Below are 13,986 nucleotides of genomic sequence, written 5' to 3'. Positions count from 1 at the left end.
GTCGGCGCTCGTCGCCCGCCCGACCCGTGTTCGTCGCCCGCCCGGCGCGCGCCGGGCGGGCAACGGCGTCAGGCATGGCGGCGACGGTGTGTGGTGGCGTCCTTCGCCACCACGTCGGCCGCCCGCTGGATGGCGCGGACGGCCTCGGCGGGGCTGAGCGCGCCGCTCAGCAGCTCGCCGATGGCGTCGCCGACGCGCTCCTTGGCCAACTTCGCACACCAGTCCAGCAGACGGGGGTTGAGCACGTCGCGGCCCGCCCGCCGCACCAGGCGCTGGGCGGCGGTCCCCGTGGAACGGGCCGATGCGTCGCGGGTCCCCGGCCACCGGTTCCCTCCCCGCGCCACGCCTCCTCAGCAGGCGCGCGACCCACGCACGTCGCCCGCCAGTATCACTCGACTGGCGGGCGGCGGTGGGGGGATCAAGCGGAGGAAGAGCCGGTCAGGCGGCCCGGACCTTGGTCGCGTACACGTCCACGTACTCCTGGCCCGAGAGGCGCATGACCTCGCTCATGACCTCGTCGGTCAGGGCGCGCAGCACGTAGCGGTCGCGCTCCATGCCGTCGTAGCGGGAGAAGTCCAGCGGCTCGCCGAAGCGGACGGTCACCGGCGCGATGTGCGGGCGGCCCTTGCCGCCGGGCTGCACCTTGTCGGTACCGATCATCGCGAACGGGACGACGGCGGCCCCCGTCATCAGCGCCAGACGGGCGACACCGGTACGCCCCCGGTACAGGCGGCCGTCGGGCGAACGGGTGCCCTCGGGGTAGATCGCGAAGACCTTGCCCTCCTCCAGCACGCGGCGGCCGGTCATCAGCGCCGCGACGCCACCGTGACCGCCGTCGCGGTCCACCGGGATCATGCCGCTGGTACGGAAGAACCAGGCCATCAGCCGGCCCTTGAGCCCCTTGCCGGTCACGTACTCGTCCTTGCCGATGAAGTACACCGGGCGCTTGACGATCAGGCTGACGAACATCGAGTCGATGAAGGTGACGTGGTTGCCGGCCAGGATCACCGGACCGTCGCCGGGAACGCGCTCCGCCCCCTCCACCTTCGGGCGGAACAGGACGCGCATGAGCACTCCGAGAATCGCCTTCAGCACGATGCGGGACAACGGACCCTCCGGTCGGTGGTGGTCGGAACGTGGCGCGTGGTGCGCACCCCGCCGGGTGTCGGCCGGGCCCACCGGCCCGCCGGACACCCGCGCAGGTGAGGACGATACTCGCGGGTACCGCCTGTGCGCACACCGGGCTCGGGGCCCCGGTGCGCGAGGTTGACGGCTGTTCGCGCGCCGTTGGGCCCGATGTCTCCGCCACGCAAGACGCGCACGCCTACGATCAGCCCCCCGCACAGGCGAGACGAGGAGTAGGCATGGAGCAGGAGCAGCGGCCCGGACGACGCACCCTACTGGGGGCCGCGGCCATCGGCGCCGGAGCGATGGTGTGGTCGGGCACCGGCGCGGCCACCGCCGCCGGCCGGGGGCCCGGAGGGGGTCCGTCCGGCCAGCACGACCTGCCGGTTCCCACGGTCGTCGCCCACCGGGGGGCCAGCGGCTACCGCCCCGAGCACACCCTGGGCTCCTACCAGCTCGCCCTCGACATGGGCGCCCACGTCATCGAGCAGGACCTGGTGCCGACCAAGGACGGGCACCTGGTGTGCCGGCACGAGAACGACATCACCGGCACCACCGACGTCGCGCGCCACCCGGAGTTCGCGGACCGCAAGACGACCAAGACGGTGGACGGCACCAAGCTCACCGGCTGGTTCACCGAGGACTTCACGCTCGCCGAGCTCAAGACCCTGCGCGCCACCGAGCGCATCCCCGGCACCCGCCAGCAGAACACGCTCTACGACGGCCGCTGGGAGGTGCCCACCTTCGCCGAGGTGCTGGAGTGGGCCGAGCGCGAGGGCCGGCGTCGCGGGCGCCGCGTCTGGCTGCACATCGAGACCAAGCACCCCACCTACTTCCGCACCATCGGCCTGGCGCTGGAGCCGCGCCTGGCCAAGCTGCTGCGCGCGTACGGCCGCCACCGGCACAACTCGCCCAACTTCCTCCAGTCCTTCGAGCCCACCAGCATCGAGCGGCTGAGCAAGCTGGTGAACTGCCCCGGCGTGGTGCTGCTCTCCTCGCCGTCCTCGCGCCCCTACGACTTCGTCGAGTCGGGCGACCCGCGCACCGTGGCCGACCTGGTCACCCCGAAGGGCCTGGCCTGGATCGCCCGCTTCGCGCGCGGCATCGGCCCGGACCTGTCGCTGGTCATCCCGCGCGAGACGAGCGGCAAGCTCGGCACGCCCACCACCCTGGTGCGCGACGCGCACGCCAGGAAGCTGCTCGTGCACCCGTACACGCTGCGCAACGAGAACACCTTCCTGCCGCTGGACTTCCGCAAGGGCACCGACCCCGCCGCGTACGGCGACGCCTTCGGCGCCCTCAAGGCGTACTTCGCCACCGGCATCGACGGGATCTTCTCCGACAACCCCGACACGGCGCTGCTGGCCCGCGCCGACTTCGTCGGCAAGTAGCCGCCCGCGCACCGGGTCAGCCTCTATTCGGGGGGAGGCTGACCCGGCGCGGGGCGCGGGCCGCCGCGACGGGGGAGGAGGCGGCGGCTCCCGCGTGCTCCGGGCCGGTGGGCTGGACCAGCCACCGGGCCGGAGCACGCTGTTCGTGGTCCGTCAACATCGGGGACGGCGTCGAGCCCGGTCGGGTGACGTGGCGTGAGGGCGGCAACCGGGGGCGGGCGGGGCGCTGTCTAGCGCGACATGAACCCCCACGCTCCCACCCCCCACCGCGACGCCGGCCCACTCCCGTCCGCCACCCCGACGCGCACCGCCCCGCGACCTCCCGCCACCCCCGCTCCCGCCATCCCCGTCCGCGCCGCGTCGGCTGCCGGCGTGCCCACCGCCGGCGCCGGCGCGCGGGAGGGGTGGAGCGGCGAGCTGTTGCTGGCGGCGCTGGGGCCCCTGCTGGTGGCGGAGGCGGCGGCCGAGGCGCCCGGGGCCGGGCTCGACCCCGCCGACCTCGAACAGGGGGTGTGGGTACGGCTGCTGGAGCGGGCGGAGGCCGGCGGCCCACCGGTGCGCCGCGCCGGCTGGGCGGGCTGGCTGCGCGCGGCGGTGCGGGCCGAGGCCAGGGGCGCGCGGCGACGGGTCCGCCACGAGGTGCCCTACGCCGCCATCGACGACGTACCGGCCCACGCGGACGCGCCGGACACCGAGGAAACGGCGCTGGCCGCCACCGAGTCGCACCGGGTCCGCGCGGCGGTGCGCCGCTTACCGGGCAGGTGCCCGAGCGTGCTGCTCGCCATGATGTCGAGCGCGGACGCGACCTACCGTGAAATCGCCGGTGAGTTGGGAATCTCACAGGGGAGTCTGGGGCCGGTACGTTCCCGTTGCCTTGGAAGCCTGCGCAGAATGCTGCTGGCGGAGGTTGCCGCTCCTGAACCCCGGGGAATGGAGCGATAGACAATCGGCGCCACGGAGACGACGCCTTCCCCGCGGCGACTCCTGTCAGGGCACTCACGCTCCGCCGCGCCGTCACCCTCACCGCGGCCGGAGCACTCACAGAGGAGGCATGCGCACATGGGCATGAGCGTGACCATCTCTCCGGCGAGCGAGCAGGACGCCGAGCAGATCCTCAAGCTCCAGTACCTCTGCTACCAGAGCGAGGCCGAGCTGTACGGCGACTACTCCATCGAGCCGCTGACCCAGACCCTCGACGACCTCCGTGCCGAGCTGGGCGACGGCTGGGTGCTGGTGGCCCGGCTCGGCGAGGAGGTCGTCGGTTCGGTACGGGGCGCCGTGCACGAGGACGGCACCGCCGCGCTCGCCGGGCTGATCGTCCACCCGCGCATGCGGCGACACGGCCTCGGCGGCCGGCTGCTGGCCGCCATCGAGGGCCGCCTGGCGGCCGAGCGGGCTATGCGGTACCGGCTGAGCACCGGCCACCGCAGCGAGGGCAACCTGCGGCTGTACCGCAAGTGCGGCTACGCGCAGATCGGCACCGAGCGGGTCAGCCGCTCGCTGAGTCTGGTCACGCTGGAGAAGCGGGCCGCGGCGGCGGCCTTCGCCGCCAGCGCGTGAACCCCGACGCGTGAGACCGGGGCGCCCGGTACCGGCGTACGTGGGCGCCGGCGTCCTGGGCCCCGAACCCGACGCCGGGCGCCCCGGAACCCGCCCCGAGCGCCCGACGCCGGCCCGCCGACACCCCGTCGGCGGGCCGGCGTCGAGGGCGTGAATCCGCGTGCCGGCGCCGGTACCCTGAGCCTGCCGCGCAGCGGAGCCGGGCCGTGGGCCGGGCCCGAGGCCGCACCCGCGCACGTGCCACGTGACACCCAGGCAGGGGGAGTGGAATGCGATCCGACCAGCCCTTCGACACGGCCGGCCCGGCCAACGCCCCCGATACGCCACCGCCCCCCGAGGGCCCCGGCGCGCCCGAGGCCGTGGACGACGAGGCGGCCTTACGCGCCTACGCCAGTGCCCGGCGGGCGGCCCTCTCGGCCGCCGAACTGGCCCGCGAGGGAGCCGACCGCGCGACCCTGACCCGGGTGGCCGACGCGATGAGCGCGGCCGACCGGTCCCTGGCCCGTTGCGACGACGCCTGGCTCGACCTGCGCGTGGGCTATCTGGAACTGCTGGCGGCCAGCGCGTCCGCCTACCGGCTGCGCCGCGAGCCGTGGGCCGAGTCCATCGCCGTGGCCTGCCGCTACCGGGGCCCGACCAGCGAGGCGGTGGCCCGGCTGCGTACCGCCGCCCGGTCGGTCGCCGGGCACGTCAGCGCCGGGGAGGCGCGCCGCCTCGAACGCTCGCGGCAGACGCTCGACGACGCGCTGCAGCGCCCGGACGCCCCCGCCGGCGCGGTGCGCGCGACCTGGCGGCTGGCCAAGTGGTACCGCCACCTGTTCCTCGCGGAGCCGCTCGCCCACGCCGTGACCCGGACGGTCGACTGGCTGCCCCACGACGCGCTCAGGCACGCCGCGGCCTGCACCGGAGCCCAGCTGTGCGCGGACGTCGGCCAACTGGAGCGGGCCCGCGACCTGTACGAGATCGGGTACGCCGCGGCGGCCGGGCGGCTCGCCGGCCGCCCCGGCTTCGCCGCCCGGTGCGAGCTGGCCCGGACGCGTCAGCGCCTGGCGGAGTACCACCTGATGAACGGCGAGGTGGCGCGGGCCGAGGCCCTGACGCGGACCTCGCTGGAGGCGCTGCCGGGCCTGCGCGACGCGGCCCGCCGCCCGCGCGAGACGACGGCCTGTGCGGAGGTGGGGGACGGCGGTCGACAGCTGCTGGCCGACTGTCTGCTCGTGGCCGGCCGGCGAGCCGAGGCACACGCCGCGTACCGGGCGGCGCACAGCGCGCTGGCCGTCGTCGAGCGCCCCACCCCGCGCGAGGCGCGGGCCACTCGCGCGCTGTGGCACGCCGTGCTCTTCACGGCCCGCGCCCAGGACATCCCGAGGTGAGCGGGCCCTACCCCGCCTCGGGCGTGGCTGCCGCGCGGTGGGCCCGGCGGAGCCAGAGCAGGCCGGTCACCGGGAGGAAGATCGGGATGAAGAGGTAGCCCATCCCGTAGTCCGACCACACGGTCGCGTCGGGGAAGGCGGAGGGTTCCACCAGCGTCCAGGTGCCCACGACCAGCACTCCGACCAGCTCGGCCGCGCAGCACAGCAGGGCGGCCCGGCGGGCTCCCTCGCCACCGCGTACCAGCGAGACCGTGATGAACGCGTACACCAGCGCGGAGAGGGCCGAGAGCACGTAGGCCAGCGGGGCCTCCTCGTACTGGGCGATGAGCTGGTAGATCGAGCGGGAGGCGGCGGCGACGGTGAACACCCCGTACACCAGGACCAGCAGCCGCCCCGGGCCCTCGCCGATCGCCAGCCGTCGGCCCTGCCGGCCCGGGTCGGCGTCCGCGCCGCCGGCCGCGCCCCGCGCCGTCTCCGCCTTCCGTGGCCCGGCGGCCCGGGGCTCGGGCCCCGCCGCCTCGGGGGACTCGGACTCAGGCATGACCGCCTCCCCACACGTCCCACAGCCGCACCTCAAGCACCGCGAGCACCACCGCGCCCGCGGCTACGGTCACCGAGCCCCAACGGGTGCGCTCGGTCAGCGACATGAAGCCGACGGCGGGAACCGCGCACGCGGCACCGATCAGGTACGCCACGAAGACGGTCGTGCTGCCGCCGGGCTCGTCCCCCCGCGTCAGCCGCACGACGCCGATCACGAGCTGGGCCAGGGCGAGCACCGTCACCACGGCCATGCCGATGAAGTGCCAGTCCTTGGTCGGCTGGTCGCGGTAGGCGGCGTGGCCGCACCACGCGGCGAGAGCCAGGGCGGTCAGACTGACCGCCCATGTCAGCGCGTCGAACACCGGCACCTCCGCTCGCCGGCGCGCGCGCGACGGGGGCACACACAGGGATTGACAGCCATGCGAGGACTGTAATCGCCCGGCCCCCGGCCCGGGCCCGCACCCCCTGTCGCCGTCCGGCCGTCCTCCGAGCGCCCCCGACCCCGCCGTACGCCCCGGCCGCGGCGTCCCGGCGCCACCGTCAGGCGGCCGGGAGGAGCCGCGAGGCGGAGCCGCCGGCCGTGGCCTTGCCCACACCGTCCCGGTGGGCGATCTTGTGGCAGACGCCGTGATAAGGGATCTTCCGTACGTATCCATGCAGGTCGGGCTGGGCGGTGTAGAGTTGATCATCGGCGAGCGGCCATGATCGCGAGCTGTCCACGCCTTGATCGGAGCGGTCCGCCATTCGGACAGGCTTGATCGAGCCACGAGCGTGTCTGGTTTACTTGCTCGCATGACCACCACGAGCAGCCGCGCCACAGCGACCGAGGCGAACATGACGCCCGGTGCTCGTTGTATGTGTCGAATGTGTGACCGCTGAGGGCCCCTGCCGGAGCCTCGCGCCCCGAAGCGAGACCGTGTGCCGCAGCGTGTCCGTACGCACCGCGTACGTCGCACGACGCGCCCCGCGTCGCCGAAGCCGGAGCCGGACAGTGATGACCGCTCCCGCCGGAGAACTCCGTATGCCGTGTTCCGCAATGAATGCCCCGTGCCGGCACTCCATCCGCCGCGCACTCGACAGTGACGGAAACCCCCTGTGATCACCACCACGGGCCTGACGAAGGTCTACCGCTCACGAGGCCGCGAGGTCACCGCACTCGACGGCGTCGATCTGCACGTCCGAGAGGGCGAGGTGTTCGGTGTCGTCGGTCAGAGCGGCGCCGGGAAGTCCACCCTCATCCGCTGCGTGAACCTCCTGGAGCGTCCCAGCTCCGGCACGGTCACCGTGGCCGGCCAGGACCTGACCGCGCTCGCCGGCAACGGCCAGCGCGCCAACTCCGCGCTGCGCCAGGCCCGTAGCCGCATCGGCATGGTCTTCCAGCACTTCAACCTGCTCTCCTCGCGCACCGTGCAGGGCAACGTCGAACTCCCCCTGGAGATCCTCGGCGTGTCCGGCAAGGAGCGCTCCCGCAAGGCGGTCGAGCTGCTCGGCCTCGTCGGCCTCGCCGACAAGGCCAGGTCCTATCCGGCGCAGCTCTCCGGCGGACAGAAGCAGCGCGTCGGCATCGCCCGCGCGCTGGCCGGCGACCCCAAGGTGCTGCTCTCCGATGAGGCGACCTCCGCGCTCGACCCGGAGACCACCCGCTCGATCCTCCAGCTCCTGCGCGACCTCAACCAGCAGCTCGGCCTGACCGTCCTGCTCATCACGCACGAGATGGACGTCGTCAAGACCGTCTGCGACTCGGCGGCGCTGATGAAGGGCGGCCGGGTCGTGGAGACCGGCACCGTCTCCGAGGTGCTCGCCACCCCCGGCTCCGAGCTGGCGCGCGAGCTCTTCCCCGTCGGCGGCGGCGCCACCGGTGCCGGCCGCACCGTCGTGGACGTGACCTTCCTCGGCGAGGCCACCAGCCAACCGGTGATCTCGCAGCTCGCCCGCACGTACAACATCGACATCTCGATCCTGGGGGCGGCGATGGACACCATCGGTGGCCGACAGGTCGGCCGGATGCGTATCGAACTGCCCGGCTCGTACGAGGAGAATGTGGTGCCGATCGGCTTCCTGCGCGAGCAGGGCCTGCACGTCGAGGTCGCGCCCGAGGGCGCGGCGTCCCCCGCGACGGCGGTCCCCGCGCAGTCCGCCGCCCCGGCCGAGGAGGGTGCCAAGTGACCTGGTCCGAGATGTGGCCCGCGCTCAACGACGCCAGCATGGACACCCTGTTCATGGTGTGGTGGTCCACCGTCTACGCCGTGCTGGGCGGGCTGCCGCTGGGCGTGCTCCTCGTGCTCACCGACCGTGGCGGTCAGCTGCAGAACGTCGTCGTCAACAAGACCGTCGGCGCCGTGGTCAACATCGGCCGCTCGCTGCCGTTCATCATCCTCATCGTCGCGCTGATCCCCTTCAGCCGCTTCGTCGTCGGCACCTCCATCGGGCCCACCGCCGCGGTGGTCGCGCTGGCGATCGGCGCCATCCCCTTCTTCGCCCGGCTCGTGGAGACCGCGATCCGCGAGGTGGACAGCGGGCTGGTGGAGGCCGTCCAGGCGATGGGCGGCGGCACCTGGACCATCGTCTTCAAGGTGCTGCTGCCGCAGGCGCTGCCGTCCCTGATCGCGGGCCTGACCACCACCGTCATCACCCTCATCAGCTACTCGGCGATGGCGGGCGCGGTCGGCGGTGGCGGGCTCGGCAACCTGGCGATCGTCAACGGCTACCAGCGCTCGGACGACCGGCTGATGCTGGTCACCGTCATCCTGCTGGTCGTCGTCGTCACCATCGTGCAGTTCATCGGTGACGTGGCGGTCCGCGTCATCGGCCGTCGCACCGGCACGATCCCCGCCGGTGCGAGCTGGCTGCGACTGCCCCGCTCACGTCGGGCCGCCACCACGGCGCCCGTCGAGGACCGGGTCGCCCTCGGCAAGAGCGTCGAGAGCGACGCACCGGCCCCGCCCGCGACGCCGGCCGCCGCCCCGGCCGACCCGGTGCCCGCGCGGGCCGCCACGGCCGAGGCGGAGCCCGAGGCCGGAGCCGCGCGATGAGCGCGCCCCCGGCGCGGCCCGCCAGCGGGCCCGCCGCCCCGGCCCGTGCGCGGACCGGCTGACCGCCGCGCGCCCCACCCGCTTTCCCCGTCCCCGTCCCCACCAGCCCGGACCCTTTGCCGGGCGCACCACTCGCGCGAGCGAGCGGACCGGAAAACAGAAAGAGGCACTCTTCGTGCGCAACACCATCAAGCTCACCGCCGCCGCCGCGGTCGCCGCCGCCGCTGCCCTGGCCCTCAGCGCGTGCAGCGCGCCCTCCGACTCCAAGGACGACGGGGACAAGGACTCGCCGCTGATCGTCGCGGCCAGCCCCACCCCGCACGGCGACATCCTCAAGTTCGTCAAGGACAACCTGGCGAAGAAGGAGGGTCTGAAGCTGGAGGTGAAGGAGTTCAACGACTACAACCTCCCCAACACCGCCACCGAGAGCGGTGAGGTGGGCGCGAACTTCTTCCAGCACAAGCCCTTCCTGGACGAGTTCAACAAGAAGAACGGCACCCACGTCGTGCCGGTCATCAACGTCCAGATCGAGCCGCTGGGCCTGTACTCCAAGAAGGTCGAGAAGCTCACCGACCTGGGTTCGGGCGACTCGATCGCGCTGCCCAACGACGTCACCAACGAGGGCCGCGCGCTCAAGCTGCTCGCCGACAACGGGCTGATCGAGCTCAAGCCGGGCGTGGGCAGCGACGCCACCCTCAAGGACGTCAAGGACAAGAAGGGCCTCAAGCTCGTCGAGCTGGAGGCCCCGCAGATCCCGGCCCGTATCAAGGACGTGGACGCCGCGATCATCAACGGCAACTTCGCCATCGGCGCCAAGCTCAAGCCGGCCACGGACGCCCTGGCGCTGGAGAAGGCCGAGAACAACCCGTACGCGAACTTCCTCGCCGTCAAGAAGGGCAACGAGGACGACCCGCGAGTCAAGAAGCTGGCCAAGCTCCTGAACTCGCCCGAGGTCAAGAAGTTCATCGAGGACAAGTACGAGGGCGCCGTCATCCCGGCGTTCGGCACCCCGAGCGCCTGATTCGCGCCCGCGGCGACCTCGGCCCCGCGTCCCGCTCCGGCGGGCGCGGGGCCGTCGCGCTTGGCACATGAGTGGCCGCATGCTGCATGCTTGTGCATTCAGACGGTCCCGGGCACACACACATCTCCGCGTTGGAGCAGCGCATGACACGCACCTTTCCGGACGTATCCATCAGTACGGACCGGCTGGAGCTGCGCCCCTTGGAGCGTGCCGACGTCCTCCCGCTGACCGAGATGATGAACGACGAGCACATCGTGGCCTGGACCACCGTGGCCCACCCCTACACCCCGGAGCAGGCCCGCGACTGGATCACCCGACGCGCACCGGGCGAGCGCGCGCAGGGGCGGGGCATCGTCTTCGGCGTCTCCGAGTTCCTGACCCAGCGCCTGGTGGGCGTCGTCACCCTCTTCCACACCGACTGGCGCACCCTGTCCACCGAGATCGCCTACGTCACCGCCCCCTGGGCCAGGGGCGAGGGGTACGCCAGCGAGTCCGTGCTCGCCGTCGCCGACTGGCTCTTCCGGGCCCAGAAGTTCGAGCGCCTGGAACTGCGCACCGCCGCCGACAACACCGCCGCCCAACAGGTCGCCCAGAAGATCGGCTGTATCAGCGAGGGCGTGCTGCGTAACGCGTGGATAGCGCGCTCGCGTACCGAGGACGGCGGCCTGGCGGACATCCGTACCGACCTGATCGTGTGGAGCCTGCTCCCCGAGGACCTGGACGGCGGCCCCGGCCAGCTCACCGACGGCTCCGGGTACGCCACGTCGGCCAGTTGGCGCTGAGCGGCGGTCGGCGCCGAGCGGCCCGCCCCACCGTGGCGGGCTCGCCGGGGGTACGCTCACGGTGTTCCCGCACACCGGGTCGCCATCGGCCCCGTAGTGCCGGCCGCCCGGGTTCGACCACCCGTCCCGCACCACCCCAGTCCACGCCCACCCCGCGCGACTGCCCACCCCACGTCCCGCGGGGCCCGTGATCACAGCCCAGGAGACTTTCACGATGGCCGACCGCGTCACGGTGATCGGATGGGACGGCTCCCCCCTGACGGACGCGGCCCGCTCGGCCGTCGGCGCCGCCACGCTGGTCGCGGGCGCCGCCCACCACCTGGCCCTGCCGGAGGTGCCGCCCGGCGCCGAGCGCGTCCGGCTCGGCAGCATCGACCTGGCCGCCCGGCGCATCGCCGGCCACCGGGGCTCGCCGGTCGTCCTGGCCGACGGCGACCCGGGCTTCTTCGGCGTCGTCCGGGCGCTGCGCGCCCCCGAACACGGCCTGGAGGTCGAGGTGATGCCCGCCGTCTCGGCCGTCGCCACCGCCTTCGCCCGCGCGGGCATGCCCTGGGACGACGCCCAGGTCGTCAGCGCCCACAGCCGCGACCTGCGCCGGGCGGTCAACGTCTGCCGGGCCCACCCCAAGGTCGCCGTCCTCACCTCACCCGGTGCCGGGCCCGCCGAACTGGCCCTGCTGCTGGGGCCCGTACACCGCACGTTCGTCATCTGCGAGGCACTGGGCACCGAGCGGGAGCGGATGACCGTCCTCACCTCGGACAAGGTCGCCGACCACACCTGGCGCGATCCGAACGTCGTCATCGTCATCGGCGGGGCTGGCCAGGTCACCACCCCGACCGGCCCCCAGAGCGGGAGCTGGATCGCCGGCCGCGACCCCGGCTACCCGCCGGCCATCCGGGGCTGGGCCCTGCCGAGCTCCGCCTACGGTGCCCCGGCCGACCGGGGCGAGGGCGAGGCGCGCTGGCTACGGGCCGGCCAACTCGCCCGGCTGGGGCCGCGCGTGGGTGACCTGGTCTGGGACATCGGCGCGGGCAGCGGGGCCGCCTCGGTCGAGGCGGCGCGGTTCGGCGCCGCGGTTATCGCGGTGGACCAGGACGCCGACGCCTGTGGCCGGATCACAGCGGTCGGGCGACGGTTTCAGGTGCAACTCCAGGTGGTACACGGCACGGCGCCGCAGGTGCTCGAAGACCTTCCGGAGCCGGACGTGGTCCGTATCGGCGGCGGGGGAGCGGCCGTCGCCGCCGCGTGCGCGGCCCGCCGCCCCGAGCGCATCGTCACCCACGCCGCCACCCGTGACCAGGCGGAAGCCATCAGCAGAGCCCTCTCGGACGCGGGGTACGGCGTGGAGTGCGTGCTCATCCAGTCGATGGAGATGGACACCCGGGCCTGGTCGGAACGCGACCGGGCGGTCGCGTTCCTGATCTGCGGGCACCGGCCCCACCCGTGAGCCCCGCCAGCGGGCCCGAGGTAGGCTGGCGGACCGTTCGTACTGCCGTCCGGTACGGGTCGCCTCCGCGCCCGTGACCTGGGCGCATCCCACCGGGTGGGGTTCGCGGTACGACCGGACGGGGGGACGTGCCACGTGCCGCACAGCGCGGACGCTCGTTCTTGCTTGAAAGCGGTTGGAAGGAGCACGGAGCGATGGGCGAGGGGTACGCATGACCGACACCGGCCAGATCCCGGGCGAGGGACTGCCGGGGACCGCAGGCGGACCGTCCGGGCAGCCGCGCTCAGCGGACGCTCGCGCCACCGCCGACGTCGCGCCAGGCAACCCACCCGGCCAGCCGGGCCGACCGACGGCCGTGGCCTACTCCTTCGACGCCGACGAACACGAGGACCACCCCGACGCCATGGACCAGGGCGAACACGGTGAAGACGATGATCTGCTGCTGATGCCCGGGGCGCAAGGGGCGTGGGCGGAACAACAACCGCGCTACCGCCAGGCCCAGCCACCCACGGCACCCGTGGCGCCACCGGCCCACGCGGGCCAGCCCGCGCCGGCGGCGGAGCAGCCGATCGCGGCGGGCGCGCACGAGAACGGCGGCCGGGACACCGGTTCGCTGGCCTACGACGAGGTCCGCGACGCTCAGCCCGGCGCCCCCGGTGGGCCGCTGCCGCAGGCCCAACCCGCCCCGCAGGGGCGGCCGTCCCCCCGCCCCCCGCACGCCGGATCGCCGCTGCCCGAGCCGACCGGCGGCGTCGTCCGCTCGCTCGCCGACCGGGGGCCCGCCGGCGGCCCGCACACCCAGGCGCACGCCCCGGCCGGCCCGCCCACCGGCGGGCCCGAGTACCTCGACGCGACGGCCGGCCCCGGTGTCGCGCTCCCGGCCGAGGCGCCCCCGGCCGGCCCGCGCCGCGCCGAGCCCTGGCCCGCCCAGCCCCAGCCCGCCGCCGACACCACCGCGACCCCGCACGCCGCGAGCGCCCCAGCAGAAACGGTCGGCCGCCCGTCAACTCCCGCCGCGCGACAGGACACCCCGCCCCCACCGGCGCCGACCGGCGTCGAGGGTCAGGCCGGGCCCGCCGCCGTGCCCGCCCCGCGACAGGCCGCGCCCCCGCAGCGCCCCCGACAGCCGCGCTACGAGGCGCCGCGCGTCGTGGGCCGCCCCCCGGTCGCCCCGCCGACGGCCGGCCCGTTGCCCGCCGCCGCGCCGACACCGCCGGCCGGCACCGCCGCCGACGCCACGCGAACTCCCGCACCGGGTCAGCCCGTACCGCCGGCGGCCCAGGGCGCGAGCGCGCCGACCGCCGGGCGATCGGGCGCTCCGACGCCCGGGCGGGCGGCCCCCGCCCAGTCGCCCGGTCCCGGGACTCCGGCGCCGCCCCAGGACGGGCGGCCCGCGGCTCCCGACCAGGGCGCGGCCTGGCAGCGACCGGAGAGCCAGCCGCGACCTGACGCGGCGACGCCCTCGACGGGTGGCAACCCGGCGGCGGCTCCCGGCGCGGCGATAGTCGCCGAGGCGGCGACACCCCCACAGCACCAGCCGACCGCCGCGCACCCGCCGGCGACGAACGCCGCCGTGCCACCGGCCGCGCCGCCCGGCATCGCACCGGGGCCCGCCAGCACGACGGGGGAACGGTCGACCCACCCCGCGACCGCCCACGACCAGCGGATGACGGGCGGTCAGCCCCGGGACGCGGTCGACGCTCAGGACGCCCGCG

At 74.4% G+C, this 13,986-nt stretch carries 14 protein-coding genes; 9 read left to right on the top strand and 5 right to left on the bottom strand.

What is annotated here, in order from left to right:
• Positions 1-68 precede the first annotated feature (68 nt).
• Both ACFVFR_RS02370 and ACFVFR_RS02365 read right to left on the bottom strand, forming a co-directional pair.
• A complete protein-coding gene (locus ACFVFR_RS02370; RefSeq protein WP_383697245.1) occupies positions 69-245 on the bottom strand; it encodes a hypothetical protein in 177 nt (58 codons plus the stop codon).
• A 193-nt stretch (positions 246-438) separates the two neighbouring features.
• Positions 439-1,107 carry a lysophospholipid acyltransferase family protein gene (locus tag ACFVFR_RS02365; RefSeq protein WP_383697242.1) on the bottom strand — a complete coding sequence of 223 codons (669 nt, stop codon included), beginning with the start codon at positions 1,105-1,107 and terminating at the stop codon, positions 439-441.
• A 257-nt stretch (positions 1,108-1,364) separates the two neighbouring features.
• Here ACFVFR_RS02365 and ACFVFR_RS02360 point away from each other — a divergent pair, with 257 nt between their 5' ends.
• The 4 genes from ACFVFR_RS02360 to ACFVFR_RS02345 all read left to right on the top strand — a co-directional run bounded on the left by ACFVFR_RS02360 (position 1,365) and on the right by ACFVFR_RS02345 (position 5,449).
• Positions 1,365-2,516 (top strand): glycerophosphodiester phosphodiesterase, encoded by a 1,152-nt coding sequence (locus tag ACFVFR_RS02360; RefSeq protein WP_383697239.1) that lies wholly within the window; start codon positions 1,365-1,367, stop codon positions 2,514-2,516.
• Between the two features lie 372 nt (positions 2,517-2,888).
• Positions 2,889-3,458 carry a sigma-70 family RNA polymerase sigma factor gene (locus tag ACFVFR_RS02355; RefSeq protein WP_383697237.1) on the top strand — a complete coding sequence of 190 codons (570 nt, stop codon included), beginning with the start codon at positions 2,889-2,891 and terminating at the stop codon, positions 3,456-3,458.
• 42 nt (positions 3,459-3,500) lie between these two features.
• Positions 3,501-4,076, top strand: a complete 576-nt coding sequence (locus tag ACFVFR_RS02350; protein ID WP_383697408.1) for a GNAT family N-acetyltransferase — start codon at positions 3,501-3,503, stop codon at positions 4,074-4,076.
• 269 nt (positions 4,077-4,345) lie between these two features.
• A complete protein-coding gene (locus tag ACFVFR_RS02345; RefSeq protein ID WP_383697234.1) occupies positions 4,346-5,449 on the top strand; it encodes a hypothetical protein in 1,104 nt (367 codons plus the stop codon).
• Between the two features lie 7 nt (positions 5,450-5,456).
• Here ACFVFR_RS02345 and ACFVFR_RS02340 read toward each other — a convergent pair whose 3' ends face one another.
• The 3 genes from ACFVFR_RS02340 to ACFVFR_RS02330 all read right to left on the bottom strand — a co-directional run bounded on the left by ACFVFR_RS02340 (position 5,457) and on the right by ACFVFR_RS02330 (position 6,709).
• The gene (locus ACFVFR_RS02340) at positions 5,457-5,990 is read right to left on the bottom strand and encodes a hypothetical protein (protein ID WP_383697232.1); all 534 of its coding nucleotides are present in this window, start codon (positions 5,988-5,990) and stop codon (positions 5,457-5,459) included.
• Positions 5,983-6,351, bottom strand: coding sequence for a hypothetical protein (locus ACFVFR_RS02335; protein ID WP_383697230.1), 369 nt, complete (start codon positions 6,349-6,351; stop codon positions 5,983-5,985). Before ACFVFR_RS02335 ends, ACFVFR_RS02340 begins: the two co-directional genes overlap by 8 nt.
• 178 nt (positions 6,352-6,529) lie before the next feature.
• Positions 6,530-6,709, bottom strand: a complete 180-nt coding sequence (locus ACFVFR_RS02330; protein WP_383697226.1) for a hypothetical protein — start codon at positions 6,707-6,709, stop codon at positions 6,530-6,532.
• A gap of 375 nt (positions 6,710-7,084) precedes the next feature.
• Between ACFVFR_RS02330 and ACFVFR_RS02325 the strand changes: the two genes are divergently transcribed.
• The 5 genes from ACFVFR_RS02325 to cbiE all read left to right on the top strand — a co-directional run bounded on the left by ACFVFR_RS02325 (position 7,085) and on the right by cbiE (position 12,271).
• Positions 7,085-8,155: a methionine ABC transporter ATP-binding protein gene (locus ACFVFR_RS02325; protein ID WP_383697224.1), complete on the top strand. Its 1,071-nt coding sequence runs from the start codon at positions 7,085-7,087 to the stop codon at positions 8,153-8,155.
• Positions 8,152-9,021 carry a methionine ABC transporter permease gene (locus ACFVFR_RS02320; RefSeq protein WP_383697221.1) on the top strand — a complete coding sequence of 290 codons (870 nt, stop codon included), beginning with the start codon at positions 8,152-8,154 and terminating at the stop codon, positions 9,019-9,021. The genes ACFVFR_RS02325 and ACFVFR_RS02320 overlap by 4 nt, the downstream gene beginning before the upstream one ends.
• A 175-nt stretch (positions 9,022-9,196) precedes the next feature.
• The gene (locus tag ACFVFR_RS02315; RefSeq protein ID WP_383697219.1) at positions 9,197-10,042 is read left to right on the top strand and encodes a MetQ/NlpA family ABC transporter substrate-binding protein; all 846 of its coding nucleotides are present in this window, start codon (positions 9,197-9,199) and stop codon (positions 10,040-10,042) included.
• A 143-nt stretch (positions 10,043-10,185) separates the two neighbouring features.
• Positions 10,186-10,824, top strand: coding sequence for a GNAT family N-acetyltransferase (locus ACFVFR_RS02310; RefSeq protein WP_383697216.1), 639 nt, complete (start codon positions 10,186-10,188; stop codon positions 10,822-10,824).
• 214 nt (positions 10,825-11,038) lie between these two features.
• Positions 11,039-12,271, top strand: coding sequence for a precorrin-6y C5,15-methyltransferase (decarboxylating) subunit CbiE (cbiE, locus tag ACFVFR_RS02305; protein WP_383697213.1), 1,233 nt, complete (start codon positions 11,039-11,041; stop codon positions 12,269-12,271).
• Positions 12,272-13,986 lie beyond the last annotated feature (1,715 nt).

Origin of the sequence: Streptomyces sp. NPDC057702 (assembly GCF_042799315.1) — a bacterium.
GTDB lineage: Bacteria > Actinomycetota > Actinomycetes > Streptomycetales > Streptomycetaceae > Streptomyces.
Note: the sequence above shows the minus strand (reverse complement) of the source record. Positions and strands in the feature narration are given on the sequence as shown.